The 17707-nt window shown below is 75.7% G+C and carries 10 protein-coding genes; 8 read left to right on the top strand and 2 right to left on the bottom strand.

All coding sequences use genetic code 11. The features are described 5' to 3' along the window. The first annotated feature begins 663 nt into the window (after positions 1 to 663). Positions 664 to 1443, top strand: coding sequence for a hypothetical protein (locus J2Z33_RS05290; RefSeq protein ID WP_209838617.1), 780 nt, complete (start codon positions 664 to 666; stop codon positions 1441 to 1443). A gap of 81 nt (positions 1444 to 1524) precedes the next feature. Here J2Z33_RS05290 and J2Z33_RS05285 read toward each other — a convergent pair whose 3' ends face one another. Next, complete coding sequence (locus J2Z33_RS05285) at positions 1525 to 5085, bottom strand: hypothetical protein (protein ID WP_209838615.1); 3561 nt, start codon at positions 5083 to 5085, stop codon at positions 1525 to 1527. An 8-nt stretch (positions 5086 to 5093) separates the two neighbouring features. Next, entirely contained in the window at positions 5094 to 12497 is a 7404-nt protein-coding gene (locus J2Z33_RS05280; protein WP_209838613.1) for a DUF7507 domain-containing protein, read from the bottom strand. A 430-nt stretch (positions 12498 to 12927) separates the two neighbouring features. Between J2Z33_RS05280 and J2Z33_RS05275 the strand changes: the two genes are divergently transcribed. The 7 genes from J2Z33_RS05275 (at position 12928) to J2Z33_RS05245 (ending at position 17663) form a co-directional block, all read left to right on the top strand. After that, on the top strand, positions 12928 to 13539 hold the full coding sequence (locus tag J2Z33_RS05275) for a ribonuclease D (RefSeq protein ID WP_209838611.1): 612 nt from the start codon (positions 12928 to 12930) through the stop codon (positions 13537 to 13539). Beyond that, the gene (locus J2Z33_RS05270; protein WP_245218572.1) at positions 13529 to 14500 is read left to right on the top strand and encodes a KpsF/GutQ family sugar-phosphate isomerase; all 972 of its coding nucleotides are present in this window, start codon (positions 13529 to 13531) and stop codon (positions 14498 to 14500) included. Before J2Z33_RS05275 ends, J2Z33_RS05270 begins: the two co-directional genes overlap by 11 nt. A gap of 5 nt (positions 14501 to 14505) precedes the next feature. Continuing rightward, positions 14506 to 15132: an LPS export ABC transporter periplasmic protein LptC gene (gene lptC, locus J2Z33_RS05265; protein WP_209838610.1), complete on the top strand. Its 627-nt coding sequence runs from the start codon at positions 14506 to 14508 to the stop codon at positions 15130 to 15132. After that, positions 15132 to 15611 carry an LptA/OstA family protein gene (locus J2Z33_RS05260; RefSeq protein ID WP_209838608.1) on the top strand — a complete coding sequence of 160 codons (480 nt, stop codon included), beginning with the start codon at positions 15132 to 15134 and terminating at the stop codon, positions 15609 to 15611. Before lptC ends, J2Z33_RS05260 begins: the two co-directional genes overlap by 1 nt. Next, positions 15608 to 16429, top strand: a complete 822-nt coding sequence (gene lptB / locus J2Z33_RS05255) for an LPS export ABC transporter ATP-binding protein (protein ID WP_209838606.1) — start codon at positions 15608 to 15610, stop codon at positions 16427 to 16429. Before J2Z33_RS05260 ends, lptB begins: the two co-directional genes overlap by 4 nt. A 135-nt stretch (positions 16430 to 16564) precedes the next feature. Continuing rightward, positions 16565 to 17185, top strand: a complete 621-nt coding sequence (gene hpf / locus J2Z33_RS05250) for a ribosome hibernation-promoting factor, HPF/YfiA family (RefSeq protein WP_209838604.1) — start codon at positions 16565 to 16567, stop codon at positions 17183 to 17185. Positions 17186 to 17195: 10 nt separating this feature from the next. After that, on the top strand, positions 17196 to 17663 hold the full coding sequence (locus tag J2Z33_RS05245) for a PTS sugar transporter subunit IIA (RefSeq protein WP_209838602.1): 468 nt from the start codon (positions 17196 to 17198) through the stop codon (positions 17661 to 17663). Positions 17664 to 17707: the final 44 nt, after the last annotated feature.

Raw genomic sequence — 17707 nt, 5'->3', positions numbered from 1 at the left:
CCGCCCGCTCGCCCGCCCGCGACCCGGCACGGTCATCGCCCACCGCCCACTGCCGAATCGTCGGCGCTCCGGCCGGCCGCCGGCGACCATGCCGCCTGACGCTTCCCGGCCGGTCCGCCCTCCCGCGACCCGCCCTTCGCCCTTCGCCCTTCGCCCTTCGCCCTTCGCCCTTCGCCCTTCGCCCTTCGCCCTTCGCCCTTCGCCCTTCGCCCTTCGCCCTTCGCCGAAGACGCCACTCCCGGCAGGTCCGACGATCAAGCCGGGCGAATGCCTCCGTCGCGAATCCTGGCATTTTAATCGAATGCTACGATCAAGCCGGGCAAGTCCGGCCTTCCCGGGGTCGTGCTTTACTCAGCGTTAACTACTTTCCTGTAATCTGTCTTCAGATCGTCCATGAGCCGGGATTCGCCCCCGACCCGCCGCGCGTCGGCGGATCGGGGTCTCGGCCCCGGCTCCGCCCGCCTGTCGCTTTCCTGACGGCGGGCGCAGCTTAAGGCCCGGCTTCGCCTCCGACAGGGGCGTCCGCGGCTTCCAACGCGTCGCATGGCGCGGGGTCCTACCGGGTCCCGTCGCCTTCCCCCAATCGCGCCCGCGCCGGCTTCCGGCCGGGCGATCGTGGCCGCGCGGGCCGCGCGCAGCCAGAAGCAAGGAGGTCGAGCAGACATGTCTTGGTGCACGGAACTGGACAGGGACATCTATGTCGGGCTGGACGAGGTCAGGCCCCGTCCCGTGGCGCGGGCCCCCAAGGGCGTCTGCGCTCAGGCCCTCGGCAGCGCGCTGGCCCGGCCCATCGCCGTGCTGGCCCGGCAGGTCGCCACGCCGAACTACGAGATGCTCCGCTTCGTCCGGCTGGCCCGCCGCAACGGCTTCCATCCCCTGGTGATCGAGCATCGGGCCGACCGCTTCACCGTGCACAACCCGACCAAGCGCGCCTTGGCGACCCTGCCCATCGTCCTGGGGCGGAGCCGCAACGGCCAGCCGATCCTGCGCCGCCAGAAGATCCTGGACCCCGCCGCCTGCGAGGGCCGCCGCCTGGAGGAGATCGAGACCGCCACCGGCGAGGGGCTGATCGCCTATCACCACCGCAAGCTCCTGCAGGTCCTGGGGCCCGAGGCACCGCGCGTGATCGACATGGGCCAGGTCGTCGCGACCCAGGCCGCCGGCCCGGCGGCCTATTATCGCGAGTTCTTCAAGATGCTCACGGGCGGCCTCGTGCTGCTCGAGGATTTCGTGGCGGACAGCCAGACCGCCGCCTTCTTCGAGAGCACGGTCCTGCCCGCCTACCGTCAGGCCGTGGAGGAGACGGGCCGGCGCCCGCAGATCGCGCGCCTGGTTCCCGGCCGCCGGACGAGCTCGCCCCTCTGGATCGCCTATCCCCCCGCGACGGCGGACGACCCGAGCTGGCTCCGCCCAGCGCGCGAAGGCCTGCGCGCCGCCGCCTGAAGGCCCGCTCGCGCCTCTCGGCCGTGGGCGATCCGGGCGAGCATCGGCCTGATTCTTGGCCCGTGCGCGGACCGCCGAAGGTCAGAACGACGCGGTGATGTTGACGAAGAACCCCTCGCGGTCGCCCTCGATGCGGCGCAGGTCGTCCGACACCCGGCCCCATTCATAGCCCACTCCCAGGCGGATGTTGCGGCCGACATGCCGGTAGAGGCCCAGCACCGCGCCCCGGTCGGTGGCGCGGGCTCCCGGCAGGATCATGGCGCGCATCTCGGCCATCAGGTCCCAGTCGTGCACCAGATGGTAGTCGAGCCGGACGGCGGCCAGATGCGCGGTCGAGAGGTCGTAACCGCCGCCCGCGCGCGACGCCTGCTCGCGGCGGCGGAAGCCGTATTTGGCCGAAAGCGTCCAGCGCGGGCCCAGTTCGCAGGTGACGATGGCATTCAGGATGTGGCTGCGCTGCCGGTCGCCCTCGGCGTCGCCGTCCACGTTGACCTGATCGGGGCCGGGCATGTCATACAGGAAGGTGTAGCTGAACAGTGCGTTGATCCGGTCGTGGTCGGCCGGGCGAAAGGCGTAGCCCAGCCGCGCCTCCGCGTATCGGCCGTCGAGGAACGAGCCTTCGTCGGCGTCGGAGAACAGCAGGTCGAGGTCGGCGAGCAGCCGCCAGTCCGGGCTGGTCCGGCGGTCGTAGGACCCCGCGAGCAACCATGTGGTCCGGTCATCGGCCATCGGCCCGTCCGAGGTCTCGCGGCGCAGCTCGGCCCGCAGGGAGGCGCGCAGCTCCTCCCCAAGGGTGCGGCGGAGGCTCAGGGAGACGCCCGTCCGCCGCAGCTCGGTCCCGCCGGCCTCCACCGACCGGCCCCGGAGCAGGCCCCCCTCGATCGCCCAGGTCTCGTCGGGGGCGAAGGTCACGCCGTAGCTCTGCAGGACGGAGGGATCGTCGCCTCGGACGCCCCAGGCCGTCTCGGCGCGGGCGGTCAGGCGGGGGCCCAGCGGGCGTTCCATTCCGAGCACGAGGCCGGTCCCGTCGGCCTGCGCCGGGTCGGTCCTGTAGCCCAGGCTGTAGCGGGTTCCCGGGCTCGGCTCGTAGGCGATCCGCGCGGCGGCGGCGGGACCGGCCGAGCCGCCCGACACCTCGCCCTCGACCGCGAGGGCGTCGGTCAGGCGGCGCGTCAGGCCCAGGCCCAGCCGGTCGTTGGACGGCAGCCCCCGCCGACCCAATGTGGCCTGCGCGAAGAGGGCGTAGCTCGTGGCTGCGTCGGGGATCCAGGTCAGGCGCGCGGCGATGTCGGTGCGGCGGCCGGTGCCGTCGGCGTCGTCGGGGTCCGCCCGCTCGGTGCGGAGCACCTCGGCGTCGAGGGCGAGGCGGGGCCGCATCTCCGCCGCAAGCCCCAGCCGGACGTCGCGTCGCGCCTCGCCCGTGGCGGCATCGAAGCGCTCCGCCCCGAAGGTGACGCCCAGTCCGTCGCGCAACGCGATTGTTCCGCCGATCCCGGCGGCGACCTGATCCGCCGCGACCTCCTGGTCGGGCGAGGAGAACCCGGCCTCCTTGCGGTCCAGGAACCCCTCGACGTGCCCGGTCAGCCCGATCTCCGCGAGGTCGGCGCGACCCTCCAGGCGGATGGATTGCGCCCCTAGTCCCACCCGCCCTGCCGAGGGCATCTCCTCGCTCCGCAGGCCGCCGTTCACCGACAGGGTGGAGCCGAAGCCCGGCCCCTCGCTCCGCGCCCAGTCGAGGGCGGCCCAGGTCTCGTCGCTGCGCCGGAGGAGGAGGTCGAGCCCGAGCAGGCGTTGCGCCGCGAGCCCGCTGTCGTCGGAGAGCGCCGAGGCGCCCAAGCGCAGGCCGTCGGTGACCCAGGCCTCGGCGCGCGCCCCGGCGGCCAGCCCGCCGACCTCCCCGTTCGTGGGGACGTATTCGTATCGCGCGACGAGGTTCACCACGAGATCGCCCCCCGGTGCGTCCGACACCAGCCCCGGCCGGGACGCGGAGGGGGCCAGCGGCTCGGCCAGGAGGACCACGCCCTGAAGGTATTCGATGCGGTAGTCGGTCCCGGCCACGAGGCGGCGCGATTCGACCAGCCGGCCCGAGACGGGATCGCGCAGCTCCACCGTCAGGACCTCGGTCCCGTCCTCGATGTCCTGCCGGCCCAGGACATAGGCGCTGCCGCCGGTGCCGCGCAGCACGTCGCGCTGGCTCAGGGTGTCGGGCCGGGCGGCGAAGGCGGACAGGCGGAGCCGCTCCTCCCCGTGGCGGGTGACGGCGCGCGAGCCGTGGCTCCCCTCGATCCCCGTCAGCGTCCGGTCGGTCCGCGCCGAGAGGCCCGGGTCCGAGAGCGGCTGGAAATCGCCATGCATCAGATGGCTCGGCCCGTTCTCGACCCGGAGATACAGCCCGTCGCGGCTGGGGGCGAGCTCTTCGGTCGCGGAGTCGTCGCCGGTGACGGCGAAGACCTCGTCGGGCTCGATCCCGCGCAGGATGGCGTCGGGGTCCTTGCGGCCGACGCGGCGCAGCAGGCCGTCGAGGTCGCCCTCGCCCGTGTCCGCCGAGGCGGTGACGCGGGTGCCGTCCGCCAGCCAGCCGTCCGCGAAGGCGGCGAGCCGCCCGGTGCCCGGCCCGCCGCCCTCGGCCACGCCGCGGCCCAGGGTCACGTCGGCGATGCCGGTCGCGAACCACTCGGCCCGGGGGATGGTCACCGTGCGGGCGATGGTGCGGGCCGGCCGGCCGGGCGAGGCCAGGGTCACGGCGATCTCGTGGTCGCCCGGCGGAAGGACGCGCTGCACGACGAAGCGGCCCGAGGGGTCCACCGGCACGGGCCCGCCCAGGGCGGTGACGGTCGTGCCGGGGGGCAGGCCCTCGCCGCTCAGGGTGACGGCGCCGCCCCGGAGGGGGATGCCGCGCCGGGCGATGCGGCCCTCCCCCTCGCCGGGGAGGGAAGGGTCGGTCCCGGCGACTCCCGGTTCCAGGGGACGCACGACCGTCTCGTCATGGCGGCCCGCGCCGTCGTAGACGCGCAGCACGTAGTCGAGGCGCGCGGGCCCGGCCGGGGGCATGGTCCAGGTCGCCTCGCCGTTGGGGGCAATGGGAATTTCGGCGATCACCCGGCCGGGCCGGCCCCTCTGGCGGATGAGGATCTCGGCCCGCTTGATCCAGGCGGGGTAGTTGGAGGAGGCCCGGAAGGTCACCGTCCCGTCGGCCGACCCGGCGGCGGCGACGTCGAGCCGGGGCCGCACGCCCAGACCGTCGAAGCGGAGCTGGACATCCGCCGCCGCGAGCCGCCGATCCGCCGCCCGCGCGAGGTCGTCGGGAGTGGCCGGCTCGGACAGGCCGAGGTCCGCTGTCAGATCGGGCGGGAGCGGGTCGGGTCCGGCCGGTTCGGGCGGAACCGGAGGGGCCGGGTCGCCGGCGATGACCTGCCGCACCGGCTCCCCCTCCGGGGTCGCGCCCTCGATGGAGATGGAGAAGCCGAGGCCCACCTCGGGGGCGGGATCCGGCGACGCAGAGGCCGCGCAGGGTCCGGCAGGGGCGCAGGACCCGCCGGACGGATCGGCCAGCGCGAGCGCGGGCAGCAGGCCGCAGAGCGCGGCCATGGCGGCAAGGCCCGCGGGGCGGCCGATCGTCGAAGGGGAGCGGAAGGGGGCCATGGCGACGCTCACCGCCCGCCGACGCGGGCGGAGCCCAGCGCCGTCGCCTCGATGACCGGATCGTGGCGACCGTTCACGGGCCAGCGGGCGCGCAGCGCGGCCGCGACGGCGGCGATCCGCCCGCGCACGAGGGCGGAGTCCTCGCCCTCGGCCCGGTAGGCGATCCGCAGCACCGAGGGCTGGTCGGCGATCCGGGCCACCAGGGCGTCGAGCGCCCGCAGCAGCTCGGGCCGGGGATCGAGGCCGTGGAAGGCGCGCGCGGCGACGTCGATCCGCACCAGTCGCGGCAGGGCGGCCCCGAAGTTCATCCGCGTCACCATGCCGGGCGTGACGCGCACGACGCGCGGGTTCTCGGTGGTGACGCGGTAGCCGGTGGGCAGCGTCCGTTCATCGAGGCGGAGCTGGACGTTGGCGCCGCGCTGGGGCGGGAGCGCGGCGCAGGGCAGGCTGAAGCGGCCCTGGGCGTCGGCGTTCACCGCCAGCCCGTCCGGGGCCACGAGGCGGACGCCGGGCAGGCCCCCCTCGTCCACGCCGCGCATGTGGCCGTCCTGGTCGCGGTCGTCGAAGACGTGCCCGATCACGGTGGCGCAGTCGAACACCGCCTCGGCCACGACGCGGACGGTGGCTTCCGCCACGGCGGTCAGGGGCTCGCCGTCGGCGGCGACGGCCTGGGCGCGGTTGACGTGCCCGCCCGGGCGCGCCTCGGCGGTGACGAGCGCGCGCAGGGTGATCGTCACGCTTTCGCCGGGCGGGACGTCGAGGCCGGGCACGACGACGCGCCGGCCGTCGATCCGGGCGGCGGCGGCCCGCCCCCCGATCTCGACCGAGTCCCGCTGGGGGAGGAACCCCTCGGGCAGGTCGTCCACGATGGCGGCGGTGGCGGCGAGGCCGCGCCGGGGATTGGCGAGGGTGATCGCGTAGCCCACGAGGTCGCCGACGCGCGCCTCCTCCCGGTCGGCCGTCTTGGCGAGGGTGAGCCCGCCCGGCGTGCCGGTGGCGAAGGTCACGCGCGTCGCCTCGTCGTCGTCGGGGCCTTGGCCGGATTCGTCCTGCACGACCTCTTCGGCGTCGGGGCCGAAGAGGGCGACGACGAGGGCCTGGTTCTCCACCCGGCCGGCGTCGAGGTCGGCCTCGGTCAGGCGGTAGGTGGCGGTGAAGGTGGTGGAGTCGCTCTCCCCCGGGGCGAGGGCCGGGATGGGGCCGCCGCGCAGGTCCACCCCCACGAGGCGGTCGGTCAGGGTCACGTCCCGGAGCGTCACGTCGCCCGTGTTGGTGACGGTGAAGGCGTAGCGGATCGGGTCGCCCGCCCGCGCCGGATCGCCCAAGGCCGAGACGTCCGCCGTCTTGACGAGCGTCACCGCCGGATGCCGCGCGAGCGCGAGCACGGTCGGGTCGTTCGCGGGGTCGCCGTCGGTCGCGCCCGCGCCGTCGGGAGTCTCCCGCCCCTCGGGCTCGGGCACGGGGGCGAGGTCGGGGCCGGTGCCCGCGTCGGACTGGTCGCTGACGGAAAGCGGCGCGCCATCGGGGCCCAGGGCGGGGCCGTCGGGGCCCTGCGCCGTGCCGGTGACGGTGGCGCTGTTGGCGAGCCAGCCGCGATCCATGTCCTCCTGCGTGAGGAGCCGGGTCGCGGTGAAGGCGGTCGCGTCGCCCATGCCCGGGTCGAGATCCAGGGGGCCGCCCGCGACCTCGGCCCCCGGGTCGGCCAGGGTGATCCCGGCCACCCGCAGGTTGCCGGGGTTGGCGACGTGAAAGCCGTAGGTCACGCGGTCGCCCGGGTCGGTCCGGCCGTTGCCGTTCAGGTCCTCCACCCCCGTCACCGACTTGACGAGGGACAGCGCCACGTCGCGCGGCACCCGGACGACGGTCGGGTCGCTGCCGGGATCGCCGTCGGTGGCGCCCGAGGCGTCGGGGGAGTCCAGGGCCGCCGGGTCCGGCAGGGTCGCGCCCTCGGGGTCGGTGCCGGTGTCGGACAGGTCCTCGACCACCAGCGCCGCGCCGCCGGCCAGGAGCGGCGCGCCGGCGTCGTCCAGGGCCTCGGCGGTGGCGGTGGCCCGGTTCTCGACCCAGGCGCGGGCGATGTCGCGCGGGCCCAGCGCCCGCCAGGCGGTGCCCGCCTGCGGGACGATCTCGCCGGGGGCGAGCAGCAGGGGGGGCGCCGCCACCTCGTCCGCGCCCGGATCGGCCAGCGTGACCCGGAGCGCGACATTGCCCCGGTTCCGCAGCGCGAAGGCATAGCCCGCACGGTCGCCCGCGTCGGTGACGCCGCTGCCGTTGATGTCCCGGAAGCCGGTGAAGGACTTCACCAGCTCCAGCTCGGCCACCTGGCCCAGCCGCAGGGGCGTCGGGTCGTCGCCCGGGTCGCCGTTGCCGGGGCCGCCCGCGCCGCCCTCGGTCTCCGTGGTGGCGGGGGCGGCGACGGCTGCGCGCAGGGGGTCGGTGCCGGCGTCGGACAGGTCCGCCACTTCCAGCGGTAACCCGTTGGCGTCGAGGAGGATCGCCCCGGTGCCGGCCGCGACGGCGCGGGCGTGAACCTCGGCCTGGGCGTCGAGCCAGCCCCGGTCCACCTCGGCCTGCGTGAGGACGTGCAGCGCCTCGAGGCTCGTGTCGGTCGCGCCGGGGGCGAGCGCGGCGGGCGGCGTCCCGACCAGGGCGGCGTTCGGGTCGGTCACCACGAAGCCGCCCAGCGTCAGCCGGCCGGCGTTGGTCAGCGCGAGACGGTAGCGCACCCGGTCGCCCGCCCCGATCATGCCGTCGCCCGTCGCGTCCTCCAGGGCCAGCACCGACTTGACGGCGACGAGGCCCAGGGCCGGGCCGAGCGTCCAGACCGTCGGCACATCGTCGGCCACGGTCGCGCCGGACGGGTCGGCGACCGCCGGCGCGCCGCCCGAGGCGGCCCAGGTGCCGGTGGCGGTGGCCTGGTTGACGATCGCGCCGAGGGCGAGGTCCTGCTCGGTCACGACATGGGTGGCGACGAAGGCGGTCGATGCCTCGCCAGGCCGCAGGAGCGGGACGGGGCCGCCGGTCACGGTGGCGTTGGGGTCGGCGACGGCGATCCCGGTCAGGGCGACGTTGCCGGTGTTGGTGACCGTCAGGGCGTAGGCGAGGGTGTCGCCGACCGCCAGAGGCGCGGGGGGGACGGGGTCGATCGTCTTGACGAGGGCGATGGCGGGCGCGGCGGCGGGCAGGAGGACGGGCGTGGGGTCGTCCTCGCCCGCGTCGTCGGCGCGGCCGTTGCCGTTGGGGTCGGGCGCGGTCCCGTCGTCGGACAGGTCCTGAAGCAAGGGCTCGGTCGTCGGGGTGGCGGCGGAGAGCGCCCCCTCGCCCGTGGCCTGGGCCTGGTTGCGGTAGCCGGACAGGAGCGCGGCGGGCAGGGGCGCGGCGGGCTGCACCCGGATCGCGAGGTCGATGGCGCAGGCCGCGCCGGGCGCGAGGGCCAGCCCCGCCGCGAGCGTCGCGTCGCCCTGGCCGTCGAAGCCGGGGTTCAGACCCGCGCAGGTCCCGCCGGGGGCCGCGAGGAGGCGGTAGCCGCCCGCCGGCAGGGGGCCCGATCCGGGCGCGAGGCCCCCGAAGGCGGGGGCGGGCCCGGCGAGGGCGTCGGTGACGGCGACGTTCCGCAGCGGCTCGGCCCCGAGGTTGCGGAGCTGGAGGCGGAAGGTCACGTCGTAGGAGCCGTCGCCGTTCGGCGCGGGACCGGCCTGCACCGCCTTGGCAAGGCCGAGGCGCGGCTGCGGGTGGCGCGTGAAGTCGTTGCCGGTCGAGACGGCGCTGGCGGGGAGCTGGATCCCCTCCAGCCGCGCGCCGCCCGGGGCCGGGGTGCCGCCGGTCGAGCCGGGGATCGCCGCGCCGGGGGCGAGATGGGCCTCGCCGGACGGGCCGCCCGCGATGGCGTAGGTTCCGGCGGGCAGGAAGGGGAAGGCGTAGCCGCCGTCGGCGGCGGTGGTCGTCGCGCGGGAGATAGGCTGGCCGTCGTGGCTCTGCCCCTCCAGGGTGATGGTCAGGCCGGCGAGGCCGGTGTCGGTGCCGGCGTCGAGGTCGCCCTGGCGGTCGAAGTCGCGGAAGGCCGTCCCGGCGAGCGACGAGGAGCCGACCGTCACCGTGCCGGTGGCGGCGTTGTTCGTCCCGTCCGCGTCGTAGGAGGAGGTGGTGGCCGATGCCGTGTTGGCGAAGGCCTGCGGCCGGGCGGCGACCTCCACGACCTCGGCGGGGACGCGCAGCACGAGGCTGGCCCCGGGCGGGACCGTGCCGAGGCTGCACGTGAAGGCGGTGGCCCCGGCCGCGCCGGTGCAGGTGGTCCCCGCCGCGAGGGCGGGGTCGGAGGAGGACTGCACGACCGGCGGCCCGGTGAGGCGCATCCCGGCGGGCAGGGTGTCGGTCAGGGTGACGTTGTCGGCCTCGCTCAGGCCGGGGGCCTGGCGGTTGTCGAGCGTCACCAGCCAGTCGAAGTCGTCGCGGAGGCTGACGGTGGCGGGCGAGGCCCGCTTCTCCGTCACGCGGATGTCGGCGCGGGTGCGGATGGTGGTGTTCTCGACCGCCTGGTTGTTGGCGGGGTTGGCGTCGGCCCAGGTCCGCGTCTCGAAGGAGGAGGCGGTGGCGGTATTGGCGGCGACGCCCTTGGCGACGGCGCGGAGGGTCACGGCGACCGTGCGGCTTTCCCCGGCGGGGAGGAGGGGGACGGCGCAGGTCAGGACCCCGCCGAGGGCGCCCACGGCGGGCGCGGTGCAGGTGGCGTCGCCGGGGGCGGCGACGGACTGGAAGGCAAGCCGCGTCGCGGGGAGCTGGTCGGTCAGGCGCGCGTCCTCGGCGGCGGAGGGGCCGTTGTTGCGGAGGATGACGGTGTAGGTGGTGGCGTCGTCCATGGTGACGGGATCGACGGTGTCGGACTGGTTGACCTGGAGATCGACGACCGGCGGCGCGACCGGGGTGGCGCGGGTGGCGGCGTTGTTGCCGGTGTCCGTCTCGGGCGTGGAGGTGGCGACGGTGGCCACGCTCGTCAGGGTGGTGGAGGCGGTGGCGTCGGTGGGCCGGACGACCACGGTCACCGCCCGCTGCGCGCCGTTGGCGAGGGGGCCGAGGTCGCAGGCGAGGGGCGCGGAGGCAGGGGAGATCAGCTCTCCCACGGCGGGGCCCGAGGCGCAGGACGGGGTGACCGACAGCAGCACGACGCCGGGCGGCAGGCTTTGCGTGACCGACACGGCCTGCGCGTCGCTGAGGCCGTTGGGCTGGTTGATGGCGGTCAGGGTGTAGGCGAGGCCCTGCCCGGCGGTGGCCGAGGCGGGCGCGGCGGCCAGGGTCACGGTCACGTCGGCGCGGGCGGTCACCGCGTGGGCGGCCTGCCCCTCGTTGTTGGCGAGGTCGGGGTCGGCCACCTGGTCCGAGAGGACGGAGGCCGCGTTGGTCCGCGCGGAGGCGTTGCCGCCGGGCCGGACGGTCACGGCGACGACGGGGCAATCGACGCCCGGCTGGCAGGCGGGGAGGCTGGCCGCCGTGCAGGTCAGCCGCCGCCCGGTGGGCGAGGTCGCGGCGGAGCCGCAGGACAGGCCGGGGGCCCGGCTCGTGTCGATGGACACGAGGCCCGCGCCGGTCGCCCCCGTGCCGCCGTTCATCAGGCCGTCGAGCTGGTCCGTCAGGGTGACCGCCGTGGCGGGCTGCGGGCCGTCGTTGACGATCTCGATGTCGAAGGCCAGCGGGTCGCCGGCGGCGACGCTGGCGGCGCGGGCGGTCTTGATCACCCGCAGGTCGGCGGTGGCCGGGACGAGGCTGCCGGTCACGGTCGCCGCCGCCGCGTCGTTGCCGGGGAGGAGGTCGGGCGGGGCCGCGTCGGGGCTGTGGACGGTCGCCGCGTTGGTCAGGGGGCCGGTGCCCGTGATCTCGACCCGGATGGTGGCGTCGGGGGTGGCGGCCCCGGCGGCGAGCGGACCCGCCGAGGCGTAGGCGCGCGCGCAGGTGATCCGGGCGGGGCCGGCGACGGGGGCGGCGGGGAGGCAGGTCCAGCCGGCGCCGGCGTAGCCGGTGGCGGTCATGCCGGCGGGGAGGTCGTCCGCGACCTCGACGGTGCCGACGAGGCCCATGTTGCCGGCGTTGGAGGCGCCGAGGCGGAAGTCGTAGCGGTTGCCGACGACCACGAGGGCGGGGCTCGGCCCCGACTTGCGGGCCACGAGGTCGATGTAGCGGGCGGCGATGGCGGGACCGCCGTCGCTGGCCGCGTTGTTGGTGGCGTCCGGGTCGGCGGGGGCCTGGGCGGCGATGGAGGCGGCGTTGACGGGCGAGCCCGCCGCCAGCGCGGTGACGCCGAGGACGATGGGGCCGAGCGGGCGGTCCTGCCCCGCGCCGGTGACGGCCGCGCGCGCGCAGGTCACGGCCTGGCCCTGGGTGGCGCAGGTCCAGCCGGGCGCGGTGACCGAATCGATCCGGTAGCTCGCGGGGACGGTGTCGGTGACGGTCACGGCCTGGGGCGCGTCGCCCGTGTAGGTGGGCGTCAGCGTGAAGGTCGCGGCGTCGTCCACGTAGATGCGCGAGGCCGGGGTCCGCGCCTTGGTCAGGGCGAGGTCGCTGCCGGCGGTGACGGAAAGGGTCCGCGTCGCGGTGTCGTTGCCCGGCACGGGGTCGGTGGGCGAGGCCAGCGCCGTCGCGGCGGCGAGGGCGAGGGTCGAGCCGCCGGCCACCGCCGCCTGCCCGGTGACGGTGAAGGCCATCTGCGCGCCGGGGGCGAGGCTGGCGGCGGAGCAGGTGACGGTGGTCCCCGACAGCGCGCAGCCGGTGGGCAGGCCCAGGCGGACGAGGCCCGTGGGGACGGTGAAGGCGATGCGGGGCGCGGTCGCCGCGCCGGGACCGGCGTTGGTGGCGGTCAGCACGATGGCGGCCCGGCCGCCGGCGCGCACGGAGGCGGGCGCGGCGAGCGCGAGCGCGAGGTCCGCGCCCGGGGTGATGGTGGTTCCCTCGCTTTCCGTGTTGTCGGCGGGGTCGATGTCGCCGGTCGCGGGCACGGAGGCGCCGAGGACGATCATGCCCGAGGCCGTCGCCCGCACGGAGAGGGCGGCGGAGGCCGCGCCGCCGGCGGGAAGCGCGGGGACGGTGCAGGTGACCTGCGCCGGGCCGGTGGCGGGACGCGGCGCGCAGCCGGCGATCGCGCCGGAGGCGGCGGTCAGCGTCGCGCCGGAAGGCACGGCGAGGGTGACGGTGGTCGCGGGGGCGGGATCGAAGCCCCCGTTCTCCACCCGCAGGGCGTAGGCGACGGTGCCGCCGGCGGGCATCGGGTCCGAGCCGGTGTCGTCGAGGTTGACGACCCAGTTGACGTTCTGCGCCTGCGCCGGGGCGGGCCGGGCCGCGAGGAGCCCGGCGAGGGGAAGCGCCAGCGCGAGGGCGCGAGCGAGGGCGCGAGCGAGGGCGCGCGCCGCCCCGGGGACGCGCAACACGGGCGCGCGGAAGGCGGGCGCCCGGAAGGTGGGCGCGCGCGGGGAGAGCCGGCGCGCGAGGCGTCGGGATGCCGGCGGATGCAGGGCCGCCGCCCTGCTGTCCGCACGAGCATCATGGTCCATCTGGTCTGTTCCAACTCCGAATATGTCAGGCCGGCGTCCTGTCCGGCTCGTGGTGAATATCCGGCCGGATCGCGGCGAAAACGTGGCGCAACCTTTGCGAGTCCATGGCGTCTCCGCTCAATTCGATTCAATCGGCGGGGGAGTCCGGCGAGGGCGGCGGCGGTTCGGCCAACGGGCGTGGCGGCAGGGCCCTGGACGGGGTCTCGGACGAGGGCCGTTCGCCCCCGGGCCCCGCGTGGCCCCCGCATTGACCCGCGCCCTTCGCCCGCATAGCTGGAGGCCACCCTGCCCCAGACGCGAGACGGCCATGGCGAACCACCTCTACCAGGGCGACCTGCCCGACGGACTCGATCTCGGCCCCGTGGTCGCCATCGACTGCGAGACGATGGGCCTGATCCCCGGCCGCGACCGGCTCTGCCTCGTGCAGATGTCGGGGGGCGACGGGAACTGCCACCTCGTGCAGGTCGCGCCGGGGCAGACGGAGGCGCCGAACCTGTGCCGGATGCTGGCCGACCCGGAGGTGCTGAAGCTGTTCCATTTCGGGCGGTTCGACATCGCCGTGCTGGAGCACACGTTCGGGACGCAGACGCGGCCGGTCTATTGCACCAAGATCGCGTCCAAGCTGGTGCGGACCTTCACCGACCGGCACGGGCTGAAATACCTGCTCCAGGACCTGCTGGGCGTGGACATCTCCAAGCAGCAGCAGCAGTCGGACTGGGGCGCGGAGGCGCTGTCGCCGGCGCAGCTCGACTATGCCGCGTCGGACGTGCTGCACCTGCACCGGCTGCGGGACGCTCTCGACGTGCTGCTGGCGCGCGAGGGGCGGACGGAGATCGCGCGGGCCTGCTTCGAGTTCCTGCCGACGCGGGCGCGGCTCGACCTGGCCGGGTGGCCCGAGGTGGACATCTTTGCCCATTGACCCGCCCCGCGCCCGCGCCACCGCCCTTCGCGTGATCCGCGAGGAGGCGCGGGCGCTGGACGCGCTGGCCGAGGGGCTGGGGGACGGGTTCGAGACGGCGGTCGAGACGATCCTGGGCGCGCGGGGCCGGGTCGTCGTGTCGGGCATGGGCAAGTCGGGGCACGTCGGGCGCAAGATCGCCGCGACGCTGGCCTCGACGGGCACGCCGGCGCAGTTCGTGCATCCGGCGGAGGCCTCGCACGGCGACCTCGGCATGATGATGCGCGGCGACGTGGTGCTGGTGCTGTCCAATTCGGGGGAGACGCCGGAGCTGGCGGACCTCGTGGCGCACACGCGGCGGTTCGGGATTCCGCTGATCGGGGTGGCGGGGCGGGCCGGGTCGTCGCTGCTGCGGCGGTCGGACGTGGCGCTGCTGCTGCCGGCGGTGCCGGAGGCCTGCGGGATCGGGGTGGTGCCCACGACATCGACGGCGATGATGCTGGCGCTGGGGGACGCGCTGGCCATCGCGCTGATGGAGGCGCGGGCCTTCACGCCCGAGGACTTCCGCGGCTTCCACCCCGGCGGGCGGCTGGGGGCGCGGCTGACGCGGGTGGCGGCGCTGATGCACGGAGGCGCGGCCGTGCCGCTGGTGGCGGAGGGCGCCCCGATGGGCGAGGCGTTGCTGGAGATGAGCCGCAAGGGGTTCGGCGTGGTGGGCGTGACGGACGCGGGCGGGCGGCTGGTCGGGATCGTCACGGACGGCGACCTGCGGCGGCACATGGCGGGGCTGCTGGACCGGACGGCGGGCGAGGTGATGACGCGCAGGCCCTTGACCGTCGCGCCGGACGCGCTGGCCGAGGAGGCGGTGGCGCTGATGAACGCCCGCCGCGTCACCTGCCTGTTCGTGGTGGACCCGGCCGAGCCGGGGCGGGTGGCGGGGGTGCTCCATGTCCACGACTGCCTGCGGGCGGGGCTGGGGTGACGGCGATGGCCGAGCCCGGCTTCCGCATCCCCTTCCGCCGCCGCAGCCGCGCCATCGCCTGGGCCAAGGTGCTGCTGCCGCTGGCGGCGCTGGCGCTCCTGTCCACGATGTTCCTGCTGGCGCGCGCGCCGGCGGGGCCGGACAGCATCCCCTTCGCCCGGCTGGAGGAGATCGCGCGCGAGCCGCGCATCGACCGGCCGCGCCTGTCGGGGGTCGCGCCGGACGGGACGACCGTGACGCTCTCGGCCGACCGGCTGACGCCGCTGCCGGGGCGGGAGGACGTGTACGCCGTCGCCGCGCCCCGGCTGGAGACCCGGACGCCGGGGGGCGGGACCGCGACGCTGACCGCCGGGACGGGCGAGGTGGACGGGCCGGCGCGGCGGCTGCGGCTGGCGGGCGGCGTGCGGGTGGAGGCGAGCCCGGCCACGGCGGTCGAGACGCCGGAGGTGACGGCGGACCTGTCCACCGGGACCGCCATCACCGGGCCGGTGACGGGGACCGCGCCCTTCGGCGCGATCGAGGCGGGGTGGCTGGCGCTGGAGGCGGGCGACGGCGCGGGGGCCGCGCGGCTGCTGTTCGACGGCGGCGTGCGGCTGCTATATCATCCCCAGGTCACTGCCGAGGGTCCCTGATGTTCCGCTTGCGCGTCCTTGTCCTCGCGCTCCTGATCCCCGGGGGGGCCGTCGCGCAGGGGGTGTCGCTGGGCGGCAGCTTCGCCACCGACCCCGCCGCGCCGGTCGAGGTGACGGCGGACAGCCTGAGCGTGGACCAGGCGACGGGGGCGGCGACCTTCACCGGCGACGTGGTGATCGGGCAGGGCGGGCTGCGGCTGTCGGCGGGAACGGTCGAGGTGTTCTACGACGCGGCGACGGGGGCCATCGCGCGGCTGCTCGCGTCCGGCGGGGTGACGCTGGCCACGCCGGACGAGGCCGCCGAGGCCGAGGGGGCGGACTACGACCTGACGGCGCGGACGCTGATCCTGACGGGGGACGTGCTGCTGACGCAGGGGCAAAGCGCGGTGTCGGGGGAGCGGCTGGTGGTGGACCTCGACGCCGGGACGGCGCGGATGGAGGGGCGGGTGCGGACCGTGCTGGGGGGGCCCCCGCCATGAGTCCCGAGCCCGCCGCCCGCACCGGCCTGTCGGTGCGCTCCCTCCGCAAGAGCTATCGCCGCCGGCCGGTGATCCGCGACGTGAGCCTGGACCTCGCGCCGGGCGAGGTGGTGGCGCTGCTGGGGCCGAACGGGTCGGGCAAGACGACCTGCTTCTATGCCATCGCCGGGCTGGTCGCGCCCGAGGGCGGGCAGGTGGTCATCGACGGGCAGGACGTGACCGGCCTGCCGATGTATCGCCGCGCGCGGCTGGGGCTGGGCTACCTCCCGCAGGAGATGTCGATCTTCCGCGGCCTGACGGTCGAGGACAACATCCTCGCCATCCTGGAGTTGGCCGAGCGGCGCGAGGCGCGGCGCGGGCGGCTGGAGGAGCTGCTGTCCGAGTTCGGCATCGCCCATCTGCGGCGCGCGCCCGCGCTCGCGCTGTCGGGAGGGGAGCGGCGGCGGGTGGAGATCGCGCGTTGCCTCGCGGCGCGGCCTTCCTATGTGCTTCTGGACGAGCCCTTCGCGGGCGTGGACCCGATCGCCGTGGGCGACATCCGGGGCCTGGTCGAGGGGCTGAAGGGGCGTGGCATCGGCGTGCTCATCACCGATCACAACGTGCGCGAGACCCTGGGCCTGGTGGATCGGGCCTACATCCTGCACGACGGGCGCGTCCTGATGTCCGGCACCGCCGCCGAGGTGGTCCGCGACGAGGCCGTGCGCCGCGTCTACCTGGGCCAGAGCTTCGGGCAGGGCTTCGGGCAGGGCTTCGGGGCCTCGCCGGAGGCCGGCCGGCCGGCGGGGCTCGGCCTCGTCGGCGGGCGGCGCCCGCCATGACCTTGACGCCAGCGCCCGGAGGGGCGAAGGCCCGCATCGACGGCCCGGCGGGCGGGGGCGGCCATGGCCCGCGTCCCGCCGGGCACCACCCACCGGCCGCCCCCCAGGGCCGCCGGGCAGAACCGAGGAGATGACATGCGCATCCGAGTCAGCGGCAAGGACATCGATATCGGGGAGTCGCTCCAGGCGCACGTGAACCAGGCGCTGACCGAGTCCACGGCCAAGTACGCCGGGCGGCCCACGGACGCGACCGTGACCTTCTCGCGCGATGGCTTCGGGCTGGCCTGCGAGGTCTTCGTCCACCTGTCCACCGGGCTCGTGGCGCAGGCGAACGGCATGGGCGCCGACTGCTATGCCGCCTTCGAGGCCGCGCGCGAGCGGATGGCCAAGCAGCTCCGCCGCCACAAGCGCCGGCTGAAGGACCACCACAAGGAGCGGCCGAACCCGGTGGACACCGTGCCCGCCGGATCGTTCGTGCTGGCACCCTTCGACGAGGACGTGGAGGACGACGAGGACCACCACGACGAGTCGGTCAACGGCGACGCCGGGCCGACCATCATCGCCGAGACCGAGCTGCGCGTGCCGTCGCTGTCGGTGGCCGAGGCGGTCCTCCAGATGGACCTCCAGCACGCCCCGGTGCTCGTGTTCCGCAACGAGAAGGGCGGCGCGATCAACGTCGTCTACCGGCGCGAGGACGGCAACATCGGCTGGATCGACCCCCGCGTCGAATCCGGCGGCTCCTCTGCCCAGGGCTGACGGACGAGCGATGCAACTGGCGGAAATCCTCCGGCCCGACGGCGTGAAGGTCATGGCCACCTCGCCCAGCAAGCGACGCCTCCTCCAGGACCTCGCGGAGATGGCGCACGGCTGCTGGGGGCTCGATCCGGCGCGGGTGAACGAGTCGCTTCTCGACCGCGAGGCGCTGGGGCCGACCGGCGTGGGGCGTGGCGTGGCCCTGCCGCACGCGCGTCTGCCGGGGGTGGACCGGGTGCGCGGGCTGTTCCTGCGGCTCGAACGGCCGCTCGACTTCGACGCCGTGGACCGCCAGCCGGTGGACCTGGTGTTCTGCCTCCTCGCGCCCTCGGGCTCGGGGGTGGAGCACCTCAAGGCCCTGGCGCTGGTGTCGCGGACCCTGCGGGACGCGGCGATCTGCTCCAAGCTGCGCGCCAACAGCGACCCGGCGACGCTGCACACGATCCTGACCGAGGGCGGGCCGCGCAACCTCGCGGCCTGACACCCGACCGAGGGCGGGCCGCGCAACCTCGCGGCCCGAGCCTG

It is taken from the genome of Rubellimicrobium aerolatum, assembly GCF_017872975.1.
GTDB lineage: Bacteria > Pseudomonadota > Alphaproteobacteria > Rhodobacterales > Rhodobacteraceae > Rubellimicrobium > Rubellimicrobium aerolatum.
Note: the sequence above shows the minus strand (reverse complement) of the source record. Positions and strands in the feature narration are given on the sequence as shown.

What these genes read in the sequence shown, in the direction of transcription:
- J2Z33_RS05290 (WP_209838617.1), top strand. Translation starts at nt 664, where the DNA reads ATGTCTTGGTGCACGGAACTGGACAGGGACATCTATGTCGGGCTGGAC.
- J2Z33_RS05285 (WP_209838615.1), bottom strand. Translation starts at nt 5,085, where the DNA reads ATGGCCCCCTTCCGCTCCCCTTCGACGATCGGCCGCCCCGCGGGCCTT.
- J2Z33_RS05275 (WP_209838611.1), top strand. Translation starts at nt 12,928, where the DNA reads ATGGCGAACCACCTCTACCAGGGCGACCTGCCCGACGGACTCGATCTC.
- lptC (WP_209838610.1), top strand. Translation starts at nt 14,506, where the DNA reads ATGGCCGAGCCCGGCTTCCGCATCCCCTTCCGCCGCCGCAGCCGCGCC.
- J2Z33_RS05260 (WP_209838608.1), top strand. Translation starts at nt 15,132, where the DNA reads ATGTTCCGCTTGCGCGTCCTTGTCCTCGCGCTCCTGATCCCCGGGGGG.
- lptB (WP_209838606.1), top strand. Translation starts at nt 15,608, where the DNA reads ATGAGTCCCGAGCCCGCCGCCCGCACCGGCCTGTCGGTGCGCTCCCTC.
- hpf (WP_209838604.1), top strand. Translation starts at nt 16,565, where the DNA reads ATGCGCATCCGAGTCAGCGGCAAGGACATCGATATCGGGGAGTCGCTC.
- J2Z33_RS05245 (WP_209838602.1), top strand. Translation starts at nt 17,196, where the DNA reads ATGCAACTGGCGGAAATCCTCCGGCCCGACGGCGTGAAGGTCATGGCC.